We start from the raw sequence: 15,953 nt of genomic DNA, 5'->3' as shown, positions 1-15,953 counted from the left end.
GAATTCTGATTTCCGCTGTCACACCTTACTTCACTTTCACTATATCTTATTTCACTATATCTTCGATTCCAGATGCTCCAAGGCTGCCTCAAATTCCTCGCGCGAGATCTGGAACATCGCACATCGCTTATAAAATTGTTTGCCATTGCAGTAGCCGATACCAAGGGCATTGCCAACGATGAGCCTCCGGGAAGCCGCCTCCGGATGAACAATCAAGCCTGCGGCGATGAGATCCTCCATGGTAAGCTGCGAGACAGCCCCGTCGTACTCTGTCCGCAGGTTCCGGAGCGCCTCACGGACAATCTCCGGCGCTGCGTTCTCGACGCCAATGTCGCCCTTATATTCGGCCTGCGCCTGCGTGATAAAGGCATGCTTGCAGCCCGGCACCTTGGCTGCCACAATCTTCCGTATCCGCTCACCTGCGTGATCCGGATCCGTAAATATAATGACGCCTCTGCGCTGCTGCGCGAGGGCTATTCGCTTCAATACAGCTTGCCCGATGGCTGAGCCGCCTGTCTCTATCGTATCCGCCTCGACGGCTCGGCGAATAGCGGCCGTATCGTCCTTGCCTTCAACGACGATGACTTCTTTAATCATAATCGGTTCCCTTCCCAGTACGCAGAAAAAGAAGAGGGGTTCCCTCTTCTTTCGCCCAGGCTGCTTGCCTGGCACCGTATATTGACATTGTTCCCGCTGAAACAGACGTTTACACGTTAATTTTCAGACGGCTTTTTCGGTCCTACGACATAGACCGTATACCCTTGTTTCGTTCCGAATTTATTGGCGTAGCCATGATCTTCAAAGTAGACATCGATCATTTGGCCTTTCACACCGCTACCAATGTCTTCAGCACGACGGAAACCAACACCCTCAATGTAAACCCACCATCCCAGTGGGATAACTTTCGGATCTACCGCAATCGTTCTGCCCTCAGTAACTGTCGTTCCTGTATAGGTTTTCCCATACCCAGGAGAACCTTCGGCTTTGCCTGTCGAATCCGCTCCCGCTGAATAAGCCGTGAGCTTCACGTTCTTGAGGATTTGTTTATATCCAAATGTTACACCATTTTTAGAGACTTCATCCACGCTAGGGGACGATGCCGATAGAGCAACAACGGGATTTTTTGTGCCAACCGACACAACTTTCTTAACGCTTTGTTCCTGTACTTCTTGACCTACAACAGCTTCTGCAACTAATACGCCATCTTCGTAAGTCTTCTCTTTCTTTTTCAGAAGTACGCCCTCTTTACCTTCTTGAACGACCTGCTCTTTACCCTTAAGCAACGATGCATCATTTTTCTTTTCCGTGTCGAATGCGATCGGCTCAGTAACTTCTTCCGTCTCTTTTTTCACACGAACGATTTTGATTTCATCGCCAGTGCTCAAAGAGGCTGTCGGTTCGGGAGTCAGCTTATCGTGCTCCCCAAGTGCAATATGTAAACGTTGCAATGCACTTTCAACCGTTCTTGCAGTTGTGTAAACAGTGGTGGTCTTTCCATCAGCAGTCAATTGAATTGGAGAAGCGTGTTCGATGACGAATTTGTCCCCGCCCTTGATTGTAGCCGTAGGGTCTGCAGATATTTCATCGTGTTCACCAATCGTTATGGCTTGTTCATCCAGTAGGCGTTGCAGGACCCATTGCTTCGTATGCACAACGGTTTCTTGTCCATTCACAACCACGGATACGCTCTTGGTAGCCGTACCGTACAACAACACCAAAAACATGAAAGTCATTGCGATTGAGATTATAGCCAGGCTTAAAATCAAACGCAAGTTTTCATGCTTCCATCGCAATGCGAAGGACATGCTGGATGATCGTTTTACATGGGTCTCGCTAAAAGAGATACTGCCCACTTCTTCGGTCCTCCTTCAAAGCCTCGCCGCCAGGTTACAGCATGATTAAATTTGACGCGACTAAGGTTTTTAATTTAACTTAACGTGTCGTCCATCGGCAGTTGTTTGGAAACAGCTGCGTTCTGGTCGTCCCACCCCGCTTTGCTATTCATCATCCTATGAATTCCGGGTTACGATTAGTCGTCCGAAACAGTTAAAGGTCCTTATGGGGACAAAAAGCCAGCAAGAAGAGGACTCTTCTCGCTGGCTTAGTTTGCATAGTAAAAATACACAAATAGCACGCACGACAATCGTTACCTCTCTTACGCTTACGAGGTTAGCTGACGGATTCGGACGTGAGAGTCGCCCTACTCAGACGTAAACTTTCGTTCAACGTCCAAGATTCACCCCTGTTACTCACTCTGTTCACTTCGTCAGCGTTGGCGCTTTATAAGTTAACAGTGGTTCCCCCGTTCCCATAATTGGAACTCAGCGAATGGAAAAATGGCAAATTGGTTATTAAGTTATTATGAAAAGTATATTACGCTGTTAATCTCTGCCTGTAAAGGGATTAACACCTACTAAAAAGGGCTAAATCGATTAAAAATAGCTTATTTTTAAGATAAAACCACCTTTTATCTACATCTAACTCATTATAACGTACGAATACTAAGTTTCTTCGTGTTTTCACTCTTAAACTAGGCTTCGAAACTAAATTTGTTTATAATTATCAGGTATGAAACACGTATCTAAATTCCAATAATTAGCTATTTAGGGAGGCGCTGAGATGGGTCCCATATTACAAGTTGACGCTTTATTCGGGGGATATTTACCAAATAAACCCGTTCTTCACGACCTCACATTTTCCATCCGCCAAGGTGAAATGATGGGATTAATTGGATTGAACGGCGCAGGAAAAAGTACGACCATCAAGAACATCCTTGGACTGCTTCAACCACAAAGGGGTTCGATAAAAATTAACGGTTTGACGCTTGCCGAAGATCCGCTGCCTTACCGTTCCACTTACGCTTATGTACCTGAAAGTCCAGAACTATATGAAGAGCTTACGATTCGTGAGCATCTGGAGTTAACGGCCATGGCTTACGGCTTAACGAAAGATGACTATCTCTCCCGCTCACAGGCTCTGCTCGAGCAGTTCCACATGCAGGACAAGCTTAACTCTTTCGCAAGCCATTTATCCAAAGGGATGAAGCAAAAGGTCATGATCATGAATGCATTCCTGATCGAACCTTCTCTCTACATCATTGATGAGCCTTTTCTCGGGCTCGATCCGCTAGCCATCCGCTCATTGCTGGAGTTGATGGTCAAAATGAAGCGACGTGGCGCGTCATTTCTCATATCCTCGCATATTTTGTCTACGATTGAAAAATATTGCGATAACTATGTCGTCCTGCACAAAGGACATATGGTCGCCCAAGGCGATTTAGTCGAATTACGTCAGCAGACAGGACTCCAGCAAGCGTCATTGGACGACATCTTTTATAAGCTTGTAAAAGGAGAATTGGTATGAAGGCAATGGACATGGATACCCGTGCCCTGTGGCAGAAGAGATTTGAACATTATATGAAGGAATCCATGGGTTACCTGCAGTATGCAGCGCGCAGCAATTTTTTTGGCTTCCTGCTATTTCTTGTCATCCTTTCTTCCTATTATTATGCAAAAATACTACAGCGCCTTCCGACAGATTATCCTTATCTGTGGATCGTCCTTTTGCTGCTGGTTCCTTTGCTAGCCTCAAGCCCCATTCGCACGCTAGCCAGAAGCGCAGACCGGATGTTTCTGCTGCGCGTTGAACATCAGATGGGTCCTTACTTCCGCGGCGGATTCATGTACAGCTTAGTGCTGCAAGCCTTCTGGACATTTCTGGCATGGGTTGTCCTATGGCCCTTGTATCATCACTGCCTTGGCCGCGATGAGCAGCATTTCTTATGGATGCTTGCCTTGCTTCTATTAATGAAGGTAGGCCATTTATTGGCCAGCTGGCAAGAAAGCCGATTCACTCATGAGCGGGCAAGAAGGGTCTCCGTTAGCTTCCGCTGGCTGGCAACAGCCGTCCTGATTTCTCTGCAATTTCTGACAAGCGTTCTATGGGCAAGCGGAGCTGCTCTTGTACTTACACTGGCTTGGTTAACAGCTACGCATTACGTATCTAAATACTACATCGGATGGGATTATCTCATTGCGAAGGAACGGCAGCAGCAGGCACGACTATATGCCTTTTTCAACTGGTTCGTGGATGTTCCACAATTGGGAACGCGAATAGCCCGCCGAAGCTGGATCAGCGGGGTCACAAGATTTATTCCTTTTAAACAGGATGCTGCCTATCTCTACATATATATGAAAACATTTCTACGTACAGAGCTATTCGCGATTGTCCTACGTATATCCTTACTAGGCACATTAGCCATAGCCGTTTCAAGCAGCAGCACAGCGAGACTGCTCATCTTCTTTATCGCTTTGATTATTTCCATGGTTCAGCTAACGCCACTTGAGCGTTCACACCGCTATACCTTTTGGCTCGACATGTACCCGCTTAACCGTCAGTTGAAAGCCGGCTCCCTAGCCTTCATCATTTGGTCAGCCTTGCTGCTGGAGTTATGTATGCTTTCGATTCCGTTCATGATTCGATCTTCACTCATCTACATTGTCGTGCCGCTCATCGGCTTCCTCTTTATCTCACTCAGCTGCGGAGTGTTTCTACGACGAAAATTCGCAAAAAATGCTTTACTTGAGACCTAACAAGGCAATGGCGTTGTTTGTCGTAATTTCTGCAAGTTCTTCCAGACTTATGCCCTTGATTTCCGCGGCCGTTTCGGCAACCAACCGAACATAAGCCGATTCATTGCGCTTGCCGCGGAAAGGATGCGGGGTCAAGTAAGGAGCATCCGTCTCGATGAGTAAGCGGTCCAAAGGAACCTGCGCCAGCACTTCCTTGGGCTGCTTTGCATTTTTGAAAGTGACAGGGCCTCCGAAGGAAATATGGAAATTCATATCCAAACACTGCTTTGCCGTCTCCCAGCTCCCCGAAAAGCAATGCATGATCCCCCCGACTTCAGCTGCTTTCTCCTCTTTTAAAATAGTCAAAATATCCTGATGCGCATCTCGGTTATGAATTACAATCGGCATTTGAAGCTTTCGAGCCAACCTGATCTGCTCCCGAAAAACCCGCTGCTGTACATCTTTAGGCGATTTATCCCAATAGTAATCAAGCCCGATTTCTCCAATTGCCACCACTTTTTCGTGCTGACACAGCGATTCGATCCATTCCAAATCTCCTGGCATCATATCAATTGCATCTACTGGGTGCCAACCTACTGTTGTATAGATAAAATCGTATTTTTCGGCAAGTGCTATTGAACTGGGAATTGTTTCACGATTAAAGCCAACATTCACCATTCTAGTAACACCGGCTTCACGTGCACGTTGTATAACCTCGTCCTGATCTTCCTGAAATTGTTCCGCATTCAAATGAGTATGTGAGTCTGTTAGCATGTTCTTCTCCTTACTTCTTCTTATGTATTATTCCTGCTCGCCTAGCATCTCCCAAAGCTCCGGATATTCAGAAGCATTCAGACGCTCAAGCAACTCCTCGGGGTAATAGACATGATGTTTACCCATTTGAAAGCCGCTAATCGACTGCACGATTTCCGAGCGGTGAGTGATTTCAGTCAGCGTCTCTTTATGATCCAAAAGCAAAATCGGTAAATTATCCTCCGTCTCTCCCGGCCTGTACACATCATAGGATTGATTCGACGGGAAATCAATTTCCATGTAATAGATTGGATCGAGCCCAACCTCGGCCATGACTTTCTCCATAAGCTGAATCATACGCTGATTCGACTCATCAAAAGTACTGTATTTATACAATTTGCGGTCTAAGAATCGCTTACACATATCGGCAAGGATAGGATCCTTCTCACTCATCCAAAACGTTAGCATTGCCTGCATAACAGATTCATCCAGAAGCAAATAATCTTCAAGTGAAATCTTATTCTGAATCAGGTGCAGGATGGGATCCGTCATAAAACCAAACGTATAGTTATCTTCATATAAATGTTTGGCGCGCGCAAAGATTTTGTGCAGCAGAATTTCCGCGCTCCGCGTCACCGGATGGAAATAGACCTGCCAATACATCTGATAGCGTGACATGAGATAATCTTCTACAGCATGCATACCGCTTTCTTTAACGACAATATGCCCACGATAGGGCCGGATAACTCGGAGAATACGCTCCAAATCGAACGTCCCGTAATTAACACCCGTAAAATAGGCGTCTCTTAACAGGTAGTCCATCCGATCGGCGTCCAATTGAGACGACACCAGGCTTACAACGATTTCTTCATTGTAGGATTTGCAAATGACTCCCGCCACTTTTTTGGGAAAATCAGGCGAAACCCGGCTCAGAACTTTATTGACCTCCGTATCCCCCAACACGATTTTACAAGACCAATCCTCATGTCGGGTTCCAAAAGCCTTCTCAATGGAATGGGAGAAAGGCCCATGCCCCAAATCGTGCAATAATGCCGCACAAAGACAGATCAGGCGCTCTTCCTTCGGCCAATCTTCATATTGATTGCGTTCGAATTGAGAAATAATTTTGCGCGTGATCTCGTACACACCGAGCGAATGCGAGAATCGGCTGTGCTCGGCGCCATGAAAAGTTAAATAAGAGGTTCCTAATTGCCGGATGCGGCGCAGCCTCTGGAACTCTCGCGTATTAATCAAATCCCAGATCGTGTTATCCTGCACGTAAATGTATTTATGAACGGGATCTTTAAAAACCTTCTCTTCCTTCATTCAACCACAACCTCTCTTTATTAAAATTCTACATCTTTTCGACATTTCACACCATCATATCGACATATATGTCGTAATTTGTCGAATTTACTAATCCCAATTTTTCATTGCTTTCATCCGCATAAATGAATTGGTTAAATCCACCTTTTCTCACATCCAATAGTAATATATTATTTACTAATCCTTATTCCACTTGGCTTTTCCTCTCTTTTTAGATGTGATCAGATTTCAAAAAATTATTGTCTACGCGCCCAAACTAGCGAAAATATGGTTGACTATTTTGGGAATGGTTGGTATCATTAGTTTAAGAGATATGTCGAAACATGACGATATTGATAAAATTTTTATAAAATCGAAAGGGGTTTATATATATGATGAAATCTACGGGCATTGTAAGAAAAGTTGACGAATTGGGGCGTGTTGTTATTCCAATTGAACTTCGCCGTACACTTGGAATTGGCGAGAAAGACGCTCTTGAAATTTACGTAGATGGCGAGCGTATCATGCTTAAGAAATATGAGCCTGCTTGTATCTTCTGTGGCAACGCTGAAGGCGTCTCTTACTTTAAGGGAAAAATTGTTTGTCATATTTGTTTAGCGGAAATGCCAACACCTGTGACAAAATAAGAAAAATAGTATATAATAGAAGTAGCACTTATCCTATTGGTAATTCTAACCTTTTTCATATCTCCTCTAATCTCTAATTTGTTGGCTTCGGCCACGGATTAGAGATCTTTTTTTGTCTGGACTTTTTTTGCAGCGCTACAGTCAGCCAACACATTACACCGCCCGAGCGCTTAGCGCTCAAGCAATGCGTTGTAAACATCCCGCTTGGATAGTCCGCGATCGCTCGCAACCTGCTTCATCGCTTCCTTCCGGTCGCTGCCCTGCCCCTCATAGTGCTCGACATGCTCGCCTAGCGACATCGCCTCCCACCAACCGTCGGCAGCTTCTTTGGCGCTTTCTGCCGACGCGCCTTCGACGATCATGCAGTACTCCCCCTGCGGCGGGTGCTGCGCGAGATACTCGAGGCACTCAGATATCGTGCCCCGCAGAAACTCCTCGTACCGCTTCGTCAGCTCGCGGGCGAGACAAACCCGGCGCTCCGGCCCCCACACTTCCGCCATGCGGGCAAGTGTTTTGTCGACGCGGTGCGGCGATTCATAGAACAGCAGCGTGTCCTGCACGTGCTGCAGCCCTTCAAGCACCTTCGTCTGATCCTTTTTCTCCCGGGGGAGAAATCCGACGAAGGCAAACCGCTCTGTCGGCAGGCCTGATGCAATCAGCGCCGACAGGGCCGCATTCGCGCCGGGGACAGGCACCACCGGCGCGCCCTGCTCTACGGCCATCCTCACCAGGTCATAACCTGGATCGGAGATGGCCGGCAGTCCTGCATCGCTGACTAGCGCGATGCTCTGCCCTTCAAGCAGCAAGCGGACGAGTTCGGGGCCGCTTGCCTGCTTGTTGTGTTCGTGATAGCTGACGATTCGCGTAGCGATTTCGAAGTGTGTCAGCAGCTTGCGGGTTTGCCGCGTATCTTCGGCGGCAATCAGGTTCACTTCCTTCAGGATGCGAATCGCCCGAAAGGTCATGTCTTCAAGGTTGCCGATCGGTGTGGCAACCAGGTAGAGCGTACCCGAGCTATTTCCGTCCTCTCGATAACTTTTTTGCACATTTATACCCACAGTTTGTCCCTCTTCACTTTAGTCATATGCTTCCATATACGCTAATATTTATTTTTATGAAAACTCTAAGGAAGCTCTGCCCCCGTAATAAATTTCCTTCAATTCCTTACAGTACTCCTGGTTTTCGTCATACACGATAAGCGGAGGCAGTGTACGAATTTCCGGCTTGCCATCCTTCATTCCCTCGATCAGCACCATCATCGCCTCTTCCCCAGCGCGTGCGTGCACGTACCGAATTCTTTTCGGCTCCAGACGGTATCTCCTCATTAGACTGATAATATCAACCAATCGTGTTGCCCGGTGAACCATGGCCACTTTACCACCTGCTTTGACCAGCTTCGCACATGCAGCTATCACATCTTCCAAGTTACAGTGGATTTCATGACGCGCTGCCGCAAAATGCTCGTTCACGTTCTGCTCCCCATTCGGCACAGGCAGATAAGGCGGATTCACCGTTACAGCATCGAATTGGCCGTGGCCTAAAGTGCCATGAATGGTCTTTAAGTCGCCTTGTATCATATGCAGCCTCTCGCCTAAATCATTGAGCAAAGCGTTGCGAACCGCCATATCCGCAAGGCGCTCCTGGATTTCGACGCCCCAGATGTCTGCCTTCGTTCGAGTAGACAAGAGCAGCGGCACGACACCGTTGCCTGTACATAAGTCGATAACCCGGCCCTTCGGCGGCAAACTGCAAAATCGCCCAAGCAGGACAGCATCCATCGAAAAACTGAACACTTCCTCGCTTTGAATTATTTTTAAATCATACGTTAATAAATCGTCAATTCTTTCAGTCGGTCGTAAAGGCACCATACGCTGTTCTTCATTTCCTTTCTAGTCCTCGCTCATCTATGGAAAAAAACCGTAAGGCATAAACCCCTACGGTCAAACACACTTATTTATTTAAAAAGGATAAGCAAAACAAACAATCTCCCTCAGTCCGAAGGTGTCCATAATACACATTGCATATGTGAAATCCTTCATTGTACAAGCGGGTCAAATTATCATATCCGGCTCCCGGTAACGAAACCGTTTCCTCCGCCTCTCCGACAGGCTGTTCGACCGTCGTTTCCTCTTGTCGAATCAACTTGCGCAGTTGCTGATTTTCTATGCTTAGTCTCTTATTTTCTTCGATGAGTATAATGATTTGTTTCTTTAAGGCACCCAACTCGGCATAAGTGGCACCCATTCGTTCTTCGATCCCATCTATTTGTCCAAAAATATCCTGTTTATCCACGCTTTCACCTCTAGTGCCATGCATGCTTACTGGCCAGCGCCTCCTTGGATCCTATGCCGCTACTCTTGTTCAACTACATCATCGAAAGGTAAATCAAGTGCTTTACCAAGGTCGAATAATTGAACCTTCGCGGTACGCTCACTGATATTTAACCCTAGTACTTTACCATTACCAAAAGAAGTGATCACATGCCTTCCAACGGTTGGCAGAGAATCCTTCGCACTTTCATAATTATCATGCTCGTACTTCAAGCAGCACATTAACCGGCCGCATAAACCCGAGATCTTCGTCGGATTCAGCGATAAATTCTGATCTTTGGCCATCTTGATGGATACCGGCTCAAAATCACCTAAAAATGATGAACAGCATAAAATCCGCCCACACGGACCAATACCGCCTAACATCTTCGCTTCGTCCCGCACACCAATTTGACGCAGTTCGATTCTTGTCCGGAAAATGCTCGCCAAATCTTTCACGAGTTCCCGGAAATCAACGCGCCCCTCGGCTGTAAAATAAAAAATAATTTTATTGCGGTCAAAGGTATACTCTACGTCCACAAGCTTCATCTTAAGACTATGATCTCTGATCTTGTCGTGGCACGTTTGGAAGGCATCTTTGGCTGCTTTTTTATTCTCTTCAACCAAGTCAGCATCCGAATCATCCGCGATGCGAATGACCTTTTTGAGTGGAAGAACGACATCATTTTCTTTGACAATCTTCTTGCCCACTACAACCTTGCCGTATTCAACACCGCGAGCGGTTTCAACAATAACGGCACTTTCTTGCTCAATCGGCAAATCGATTGGGTCAAAATAATATATTTTACCCGCTTTTTTGAAGCGGACGCCTACAACCGAATACATCTTACACCCCCTGCATCTCCACGAGCATTTTCTCTATAACCAGCTGAGAGTTGGCGTTGAAGCGCAGTCGCTTTTGTAAATCTACGGCTTGCTCCATCATACGCACCCAGACTGAGACATCCCGGCTTAACGCCAGAGAGCTCATCCAGTCTAGCTGGTCATTATATACAAGCCTGTCCCTGCGCTCAAGGCGCAGTTGCACCATATCTTTAAACCAGAGAATCAACAAGTCGAAAAGACTCGACATGTGTTCTGCAAGTTCTGATTTCACAATTCGTTGCTGAACCGTAATCATAGAAGTAGGAAAACGTGTGAGCGTCTCCTTCGCTAATTGTAACATTACGGTTCTCATTTCTGCAAACCAATTCGCTCCGATTAGCTCTCTGGCCGCTTGTAATCCTGCTGTTAAATGGGCTGCTGGCTGCACAAGAGCAGCTGGAAATCCTTCTTCGAGCAGCGTCAGCACCATCTGCTCACGCGCCATCGGAGTGAATTGAATCCACTGTGCTCTCGACTGAATCGTTGGTAATAAGGCATTTCCATTCTCGGTGATGAGAATAGCCACGACCCTGGAAGTTGGTTCTTCTAGAAATTTCAAAAGGCTATTTGCTGCCTGTACAGTCATTTTCTCTGCATGGTGCAGAACATATATTTTCGTGCCGGAAGCTGTCGCACGGTAAGCAAATTCCTTCTGAAGCTCCCGAATTTGCTCAATCTTGATTGAGGCCCCTTCAGGTGCAACGATATGCAGATCGGGATGATTGCTGTGCTCCACTTTGCGGCACTCCAAGCATTCACCGCAAGCGTCATCCGTTCCGTTCTGACAATAAATCGCTTTCGCCAAGGCTATCGCCATTTCGGAACGCCCTGTCCCCACAGGCCCACTAAATATATAGGCGTGTGACAGCTTGTCTTGTCGCAGCCCGTTCTGCAGAAGTTGCTTTGCCGCTGCTTGCCCCGGTATGGTCTGGAAGGACATTCGTTATCGCACCATCCTAAAATAACAAGTTAATCAACATGCCGCGGATTTCTCCGATTTTTTGCAAAATCTCAATACGACCCTGCTCGCTCTCCAGCAATTCGTCCGCTAACGAGAGGAGCTCTTGATCGATTTCTTCCAAAAGCTTATATCGCTTCGAACGGCCGCGACGATCCCAGCCCTTCGTATCTCGTAAATTGACACCTCGGCGAGCCGTCTCCTCCAGAAATTGCTTAATCAGCAATTTATACTGGAGAAGCTCTCTCACAGTCATCGCCCGTGAAAGACGGTCGCCTTGCAGCGTAATCTGCTGCACCATTTTGGACAATTGCTCCTGCGTAAATTTCTCATCCTGCTGCTGCATAATGTCTGAGAAATTCCGGGGGGCCATCTGTGGCGGCGGTACGTTCTCATTCACTTTGACGTTCTTACCAATGGGCTGCCACCCCGGATTAATTTTCAAGACGCATCCATCCTTATTTAGGTCATCTATTATTTAGTAATGCTCGAAGCGTTCAACCGGCAATACGAATACCGCGGCTCCACCCACTTGGACTTCCACTGGGAATGGAATATAAGAATCTGTCGTTCCTCCCATTGGAGAAACCGGTGTAACAAGCTGTTCCCGAATTTTGCAATTGGCGCGAATGACCTGCATAACCTCTTGCACTCTCTCATCTTCCGTACCGATCATGAAAGTCGTATTTCCTGCACGTAGAAAACCGCCTGTACTTGCCAGCTTCGTAGCGCGAAAACCTTCTTTAATTAACGCATTGGAGAGACGGTTACTGTCCTTATCTTGTACAACAGCTACGACTAGTTTCATAGGGGTTGCCTCCTCTTATTATAAACTAAGAATGGATTTTCTGCTTCTCACGGAAAAATGTTCCTAAGCAAAATGTTCCTCAAGCAAACGGTTACACTGACTCCAAATATCTGCTGCAATCTCCTCTACACTGCGGTTAGCGTCAATCACTCTTACACGCTCAGGATGATCGGATGCGATCTGGTGGAATCCTTCCCTTACCCGGCTGTGGTAATCCACATGCTTCTGTTCGATGCGATCCAGCTGTTCCGCTGCGGTTGTTGCGCCCGATGCTCTTTGATGCAATCGCCCCATACTGACTTCTACGGGAACATCCAGAATAAATGTTCGAGTTGCTTGCAAGCCTGAGCTTGCATAGCGTGAAATAGCTTTGACTTGCTCAACATCCAAGCCTAGTCCATATCCCTGATACGCAACGCTTGCATCAATGAAACGATCGCATAAGACAATGCGTCCAGCTTCCAGAGCCGGCAAAATCAACTGATGCACATGCTGTGCTCGGGATGCCGCGTATAGCAGCACTTCCGCTTGATCGACCATTTCTGCATTCACAGGATCAAGAATAATACTGCGAATCTTATCGCTGATTGCTGTTCCCCCTGGTTCTCTCGTCACCAGAACATCATGTCCTAATTTCTTAAGCTCTTCACCTAATTTCTTGAGCTGTGTCGTTTTTCCGGAACCGTCCGGTCCTTCAAAAGTAATGAAAATTCCGTTCACTCTTCCTCCTGCGTGCTGCTTTACCAGTCCATATAATAGTTTATGTGTATATCTTTAACTTGTGTGTCTGACCAAATTCCGTACCTTGAAACTTAATTCCGTTTGCCGCTAATTGTAGTAAAGCCTCAGCCACGGTTTCCGTAATAACTTCACCCGGGTATAGATAAGGAATTCCTGGTGGATACGGGATCACCATATCCGCAGAACGCTTGCCAACCGCATCCTCCACGCTTACCTGTCGATAAGCTCCCACTTCCCGCCCTTCTCTTGAGATGTCTCTCAGATCAAAAACAATTGGTGAAGAGATTTGTGTGTAGTAGGGTAATTTAAGTATATTCGAGATAGGCGCATGAAGTTCCTTCTTTTGTGCTGGAACGTCCAAACAAATGTTGGTTAGCACGCCAATAACCCTTTCTAAATCCGTTCGACTCGTAGCCGATGTGAAAACAAGCAGCACATGACGTCCATCCGTCATTTCTACGTAAATGCCCTGCTCCTCTAATCTCTCCTTGAGCTCTGCAGCACTTAAAGTTTGTGTCGCATCACAAATGGCCACTTTAAACGGATCTGCCGTCTCATATCCTTCACTTCTAGTTAACGGAAATTCCTTAGGAAAGTAATCAAATCGGTTCATTTCGTCTAGTAGGGATCTAAATTCTTTAACAAGCATAATCCCTTCTGACAGCCAGGCTTCCCCTTCCGTATGCATTCTTTTTCTCGCCAAATCTAACGATGCCATGATCGGATACGAAGGACTTGAACTCTGCAGCATCCCCAAAAGCCCGCGAATCGCCTCCCTGTTTATACGCGAACCCTTCAAATGAAGCATGGCTCCCATCGTCATCGCGGTAAGCATTTTATGCGTAGACTGCACGACTGCATCCGCTCCCTGCGACAACGCAGAGGCCGGTACCTCCGGATGAAATCCGTAGTGAGCACCATGAGCCTCATCCACCAAAAGCATTTTCCCCTGTGCATGCATCAACTTGGCAAAAGGTGTTAAATGAACGCCCATGCCGTAATAATTGGGATTGGTCAAAAATAAAGCTTTAGCCTCCGGATATTGTTGCAACGCTTGTTTCACAGCTTCAATATGTACGCTTGTGGCAACACCTGTTTGCGGATCAATGGAAGGTGATATGAACACAGCTCTCGCTCCAGCTAACATTAATCCGTGAATAACTGATTTATGTACATTTCTTTGGACAAGAATGACATCACCTCGCTCACAGACGGCAGCAATCATGGCGATATTCCCCACCGTACTGCCACCAATAAGAAAGTGGGATTCCTCTGCCCCAAAGCAGGCTGCGGCTAACTGCTCCGCCTCCAGAATGACACCCTCTGCATGATGCAAATCATCCAGACCTGATATTTCCGTATAATCAATCGCCATTATATGCTTAAAAAAAGGTGCCCCTTCGTCCAGTAACCCCTGACCGGATTTGTGGCCTGGTACATGTAGACTTACCGGATTTTTTGCTTGATGAGTTATCATTGCCTCATACAGCGGCGCTTTGAACTGTTTTTCTGAATTGTAATTGCTGCTCATTCGAATAGACTCCTTGAACTTTCTACTTACTACCCTTATAGTAGTGGATTGAAGCATAAAAAACAAAAAAGCTTCCAGAAAGAAGCTTCTCTTAATTAGTTCATATATTGTTTTGAGTTCCCCAAGTATAAAGCTTTTTTCATCTGATTTACGAAGAATGGGTATTTTTGATCGTTCACGTTCGTTTTGACGATTTCACCGCTGCACTCATCACAAATGAAAGCTGTAATAATATGAATGCCGCCATTTCGCTGCTGCTCACAGATCATACATATCCCAATTCGGTTCTCCTCCATATGATCACCCCATGTACTTTTACTACTAGTATATCCGAATCTCGATTCTCCTAAACTAGCTAAACGCTCATATCTTGGAAGGAATATGCCGATATTACCTCTATATCAGGTTAACCGGCTTACGGAGGTCATCATGACAACAAAACAGGAACCCAATCTCTCCAAACAATCTACTATTTATAGTTATACTTTAGTGAAGCGCATTTATCATTCTTTGTATAAAAGGATTCTTTACTTCCTAGTTCTCGCCTTGGCCTTATTCTTCAAATTCGACCCCGCAAACTGGCTCCCAATATTAGTCAGCTATCCGCTTTTACTCGTTTTCCATACGCTGCTTGTTCGAACATATTTCCAATTTACAATTGGAATGGCCATGAGAGGATGGTCCTATCGATGGGGTATATTCTGGTGCGGCTCACTGCCAGATGGCCATGCGTCGGTTCGGCTGGTAGGCAAGGTTCAGCTCCATCTGTTCTGGATTGGTCTTTCCCTGATTACGATCCTGTATCCTTGGATTCCGGCTCCTTGGTTGATTTATTTCATGATCTTTCACATTTGGATGCTCATGCCGCGGCTATGGATGTTGTTTCGGTTCCGCCCTTATCGCAAAACTGGTTTAATGAAGATTTCTGAGAAAGAGACCTCTTGTTACTTGCAATAAAAAGTAGACCTGCACTTTCTACAGTAACTCTAGATAATGCAGGTTTTTTAAATGCTTTGAAGCGATCCAACAAGTTTTGATGAAAAAGCGCTAGCGTTTTTGGTGGATTGATCCGTTTGCGCTGATTCTAGTGGATGAGCCTGGGGCTGTTGATTTTGATGTACTTTCTGCAAATGAGTAGCCTTTCGAGCTCCCCTTCTCAAGATTATGAGCATGAGGGAACTATGTTCCGCTATTCCTGATAAAATCGAACCATTCGACTCTTAAAGGGATCTACGAGCCGTTATTCTGTTTGTTTTGGCTAAAAATCTGCCTGTTGGGGTCAAATAAGACCCTGTAGTTCCACTTAACTCTGAAAAGTTTCCAAATCGGATTAATTAGTGGCCTATACTTCCCTTGTGTCACTTTGCGAGAATCTCGCCATTTAAGTTGCTTATGAAATACAAAAAGCCTTTCCGAGATTTCTCTCAAAAAGGCTTTTCTTCTGT

At 46.1% G+C, this 15,953-nt stretch carries 18 protein-coding genes and 1 riboswitch; of the genes, 4 read left to right on the top strand and 14 right to left on the bottom strand.

What is annotated here, in order from left to right; all coding sequences use genetic code 11:
- Window positions 1–54: 54 nt before the first annotated feature.
- Both rnmV and PCH02S_RS26535 read right to left on the bottom strand, forming a co-directional pair.
- Entirely contained in the window at window positions 55–597 is a 543-nt protein-coding gene (rnmV, locus tag PCH02S_RS26540) for a ribonuclease M5 (protein ID WP_127457128.1), read from the bottom strand.
- 116 nt (window positions 598–713) lie between these two features.
- Window positions 714–1,853, bottom strand: a complete 1,140-nt coding sequence (locus tag PCH02S_RS26535) for a 3D domain-containing protein (protein ID WP_127457127.1) — start codon at window positions 1,851–1,853, stop codon at window positions 714–716.
- Between the two features lie 290 nt (window positions 1,854–2,143).
- Window positions 2,144–2,337: riboswitch (cyclic di-AMP (ydaO/yuaA leader) on the bottom strand.
- Window positions 2,338–2,619: 282 nt separating this feature from the next.
- On the opposite strand from PCH02S_RS26535, the gene PCH02S_RS26530 reads away from it, so the two are divergent.
- Together PCH02S_RS26530 and PCH02S_RS26525 are read left to right on the top strand one after the other, a co-directional pair.
- A complete protein-coding gene (locus PCH02S_RS26530; RefSeq protein ID WP_127457126.1) occupies window positions 2,620–3,363 on the top strand; it encodes an ABC transporter ATP-binding protein in 744 nt (247 codons plus the stop codon).
- On the top strand, window positions 3,360–4,592 hold the full coding sequence (locus PCH02S_RS26525; protein ID WP_127457125.1) for an ABC transporter permease: 1,233 nt from the start codon (window positions 3,360–3,362) through the stop codon (window positions 4,590–4,592). Before PCH02S_RS26530 ends, PCH02S_RS26525 begins: the two co-directional genes overlap by 4 nt.
- On the opposite strand, the gene PCH02S_RS26520 is transcribed toward PCH02S_RS26525, so the two are convergent.
- Both PCH02S_RS26520 and PCH02S_RS26515 read right to left on the bottom strand, forming a co-directional pair.
- Window positions 4,578–5,345 carry a TatD family hydrolase gene (locus PCH02S_RS26520; protein ID WP_127457124.1) on the bottom strand — a complete coding sequence of 256 codons (768 nt, stop codon included), beginning with the start codon at window positions 5,343–5,345 and terminating at the stop codon, window positions 4,578–4,580. The genes PCH02S_RS26525 and PCH02S_RS26520 overlap by 15 nt on opposite strands.
- Window positions 5,346–5,372: 27 nt before the next feature.
- Window positions 5,373–6,650: an HD domain-containing protein gene (locus PCH02S_RS26515; RefSeq protein ID WP_127457123.1), complete on the bottom strand. Its 1,278-nt coding sequence runs from the start codon at window positions 6,648–6,650 to the stop codon at window positions 5,373–5,375.
- A 371-nt stretch (window positions 6,651–7,021) separates the two neighbouring features.
- Between PCH02S_RS26515 and PCH02S_RS26510 the strand changes: the two genes are divergently transcribed.
- On the top strand, window positions 7,022–7,276 hold the full coding sequence (locus PCH02S_RS26510; protein ID WP_127457122.1) for an AbrB/MazE/SpoVT family DNA-binding domain-containing protein: 255 nt from the start codon (window positions 7,022–7,024) through the stop codon (window positions 7,274–7,276).
- Window positions 7,277–7,446: 170 nt separating this feature from the next.
- Here the strand turns inward: PCH02S_RS26510 and rsmI are convergent, their stop codons facing one another.
- The 10 genes from rsmI to PCH02S_RS26460 all read right to left on the bottom strand — a co-directional run bounded on the left by rsmI (window position 7,447) and on the right by PCH02S_RS26460 (window position 14,804).
- Window positions 7,447–8,334 (bottom strand): 16S rRNA (cytidine(1402)-2'-O)-methyltransferase, encoded by an 888-nt coding sequence (rsmI, locus tag PCH02S_RS26505; RefSeq protein ID WP_127457121.1) that lies wholly within the window; start codon window positions 8,332–8,334, stop codon window positions 7,447–7,449.
- Window positions 8,335–8,388: 54 nt separating this feature from the next.
- Complete coding sequence (locus tag PCH02S_RS26500) at window positions 8,389–9,144, bottom strand: tRNA1(Val) (adenine(37)-N6)-methyltransferase (protein WP_127457120.1); 756 nt, start codon at window positions 9,142–9,144, stop codon at window positions 8,389–8,391.
- Between the two features lie 82 nt (window positions 9,145–9,226).
- Window positions 9,227–9,568, bottom strand: a complete 342-nt coding sequence (gene yabA / locus PCH02S_RS26495; protein ID WP_127457119.1) for a DNA replication initiation control protein YabA — start codon at window positions 9,566–9,568, stop codon at window positions 9,227–9,229.
- Window positions 9,569–9,627: 59 nt separating this feature from the next.
- Window positions 9,628–10,431 (bottom strand): PSP1 domain-containing protein, encoded by an 804-nt coding sequence (locus tag PCH02S_RS26490; RefSeq protein WP_127457118.1) that lies wholly within the window; start codon window positions 10,429–10,431, stop codon window positions 9,628–9,630.
- Window position 10,432: 1 nt separating this feature from the next.
- Window positions 10,433–11,410: a DNA polymerase III subunit delta' gene (gene holB / locus PCH02S_RS26485; RefSeq protein WP_127457117.1), complete on the bottom strand. Its 978-nt coding sequence runs from the start codon at window positions 11,408–11,410 to the stop codon at window positions 10,433–10,435.
- Between the two features lie 16 nt (window positions 11,411–11,426).
- Window positions 11,427–11,873: a YaaR family protein gene (locus tag PCH02S_RS26480; RefSeq protein ID WP_127457116.1), complete on the bottom strand. Its 447-nt coding sequence runs from the start codon at window positions 11,871–11,873 to the stop codon at window positions 11,427–11,429.
- Window positions 11,874–11,906: 33 nt separating this feature from the next.
- The gene (locus PCH02S_RS26475; protein ID WP_079417169.1) at window positions 11,907–12,236 is read right to left on the bottom strand and encodes a cyclic-di-AMP receptor; all 330 of its coding nucleotides are present in this window, start codon (window positions 12,234–12,236) and stop codon (window positions 11,907–11,909) included.
- A 63-nt stretch (window positions 12,237–12,299) separates the two neighbouring features.
- Entirely contained in the window at window positions 12,300–12,956 is a 657-nt protein-coding gene (gene tmk / locus PCH02S_RS26470) for a dTMP kinase (RefSeq protein WP_127457115.1), read from the bottom strand.
- Between the two features lie 40 nt (window positions 12,957–12,996).
- Window positions 12,997–14,508, bottom strand: coding sequence for an aminotransferase class I/II-fold pyridoxal phosphate-dependent enzyme (locus tag PCH02S_RS26465; RefSeq protein ID WP_127457114.1), 1,512 nt, complete (start codon window positions 14,506–14,508; stop codon window positions 12,997–12,999).
- A 95-nt stretch (window positions 14,509–14,603) separates the two neighbouring features.
- Window positions 14,604–14,804, bottom strand: coding sequence for a sigma factor G inhibitor Gin (locus PCH02S_RS26460; RefSeq protein WP_127457113.1), 201 nt, complete (start codon window positions 14,802–14,804; stop codon window positions 14,604–14,606).
- Between the two features lie 393 nt (window positions 14,805–15,197).
- Between PCH02S_RS26460 and PCH02S_RS26455 the strand changes: the two genes are divergently transcribed.
- Window positions 15,198–15,437: a hypothetical protein gene (locus PCH02S_RS26455; RefSeq protein ID WP_127457112.1), complete on the top strand. Its 240-nt coding sequence runs from the start codon at window positions 15,198–15,200 to the stop codon at window positions 15,435–15,437.
- Window positions 15,438–15,953: the final 516 nt, after the last annotated feature.

The sequence above is a fragment of the Paenibacillus chondroitinus NBRC 15376 genome (genome assembly GCF_004000765.1).
Lineage (GTDB): Bacteria > Bacillota > Bacilli > Paenibacillales > NBRC-103111 > Paenibacillus_E > Paenibacillus_E chondroitinus.
The sequence above is the reverse complement of the archived record's forward strand: the minus strand, read 5'-3'. Positions and strand labels throughout refer to the sequence as shown.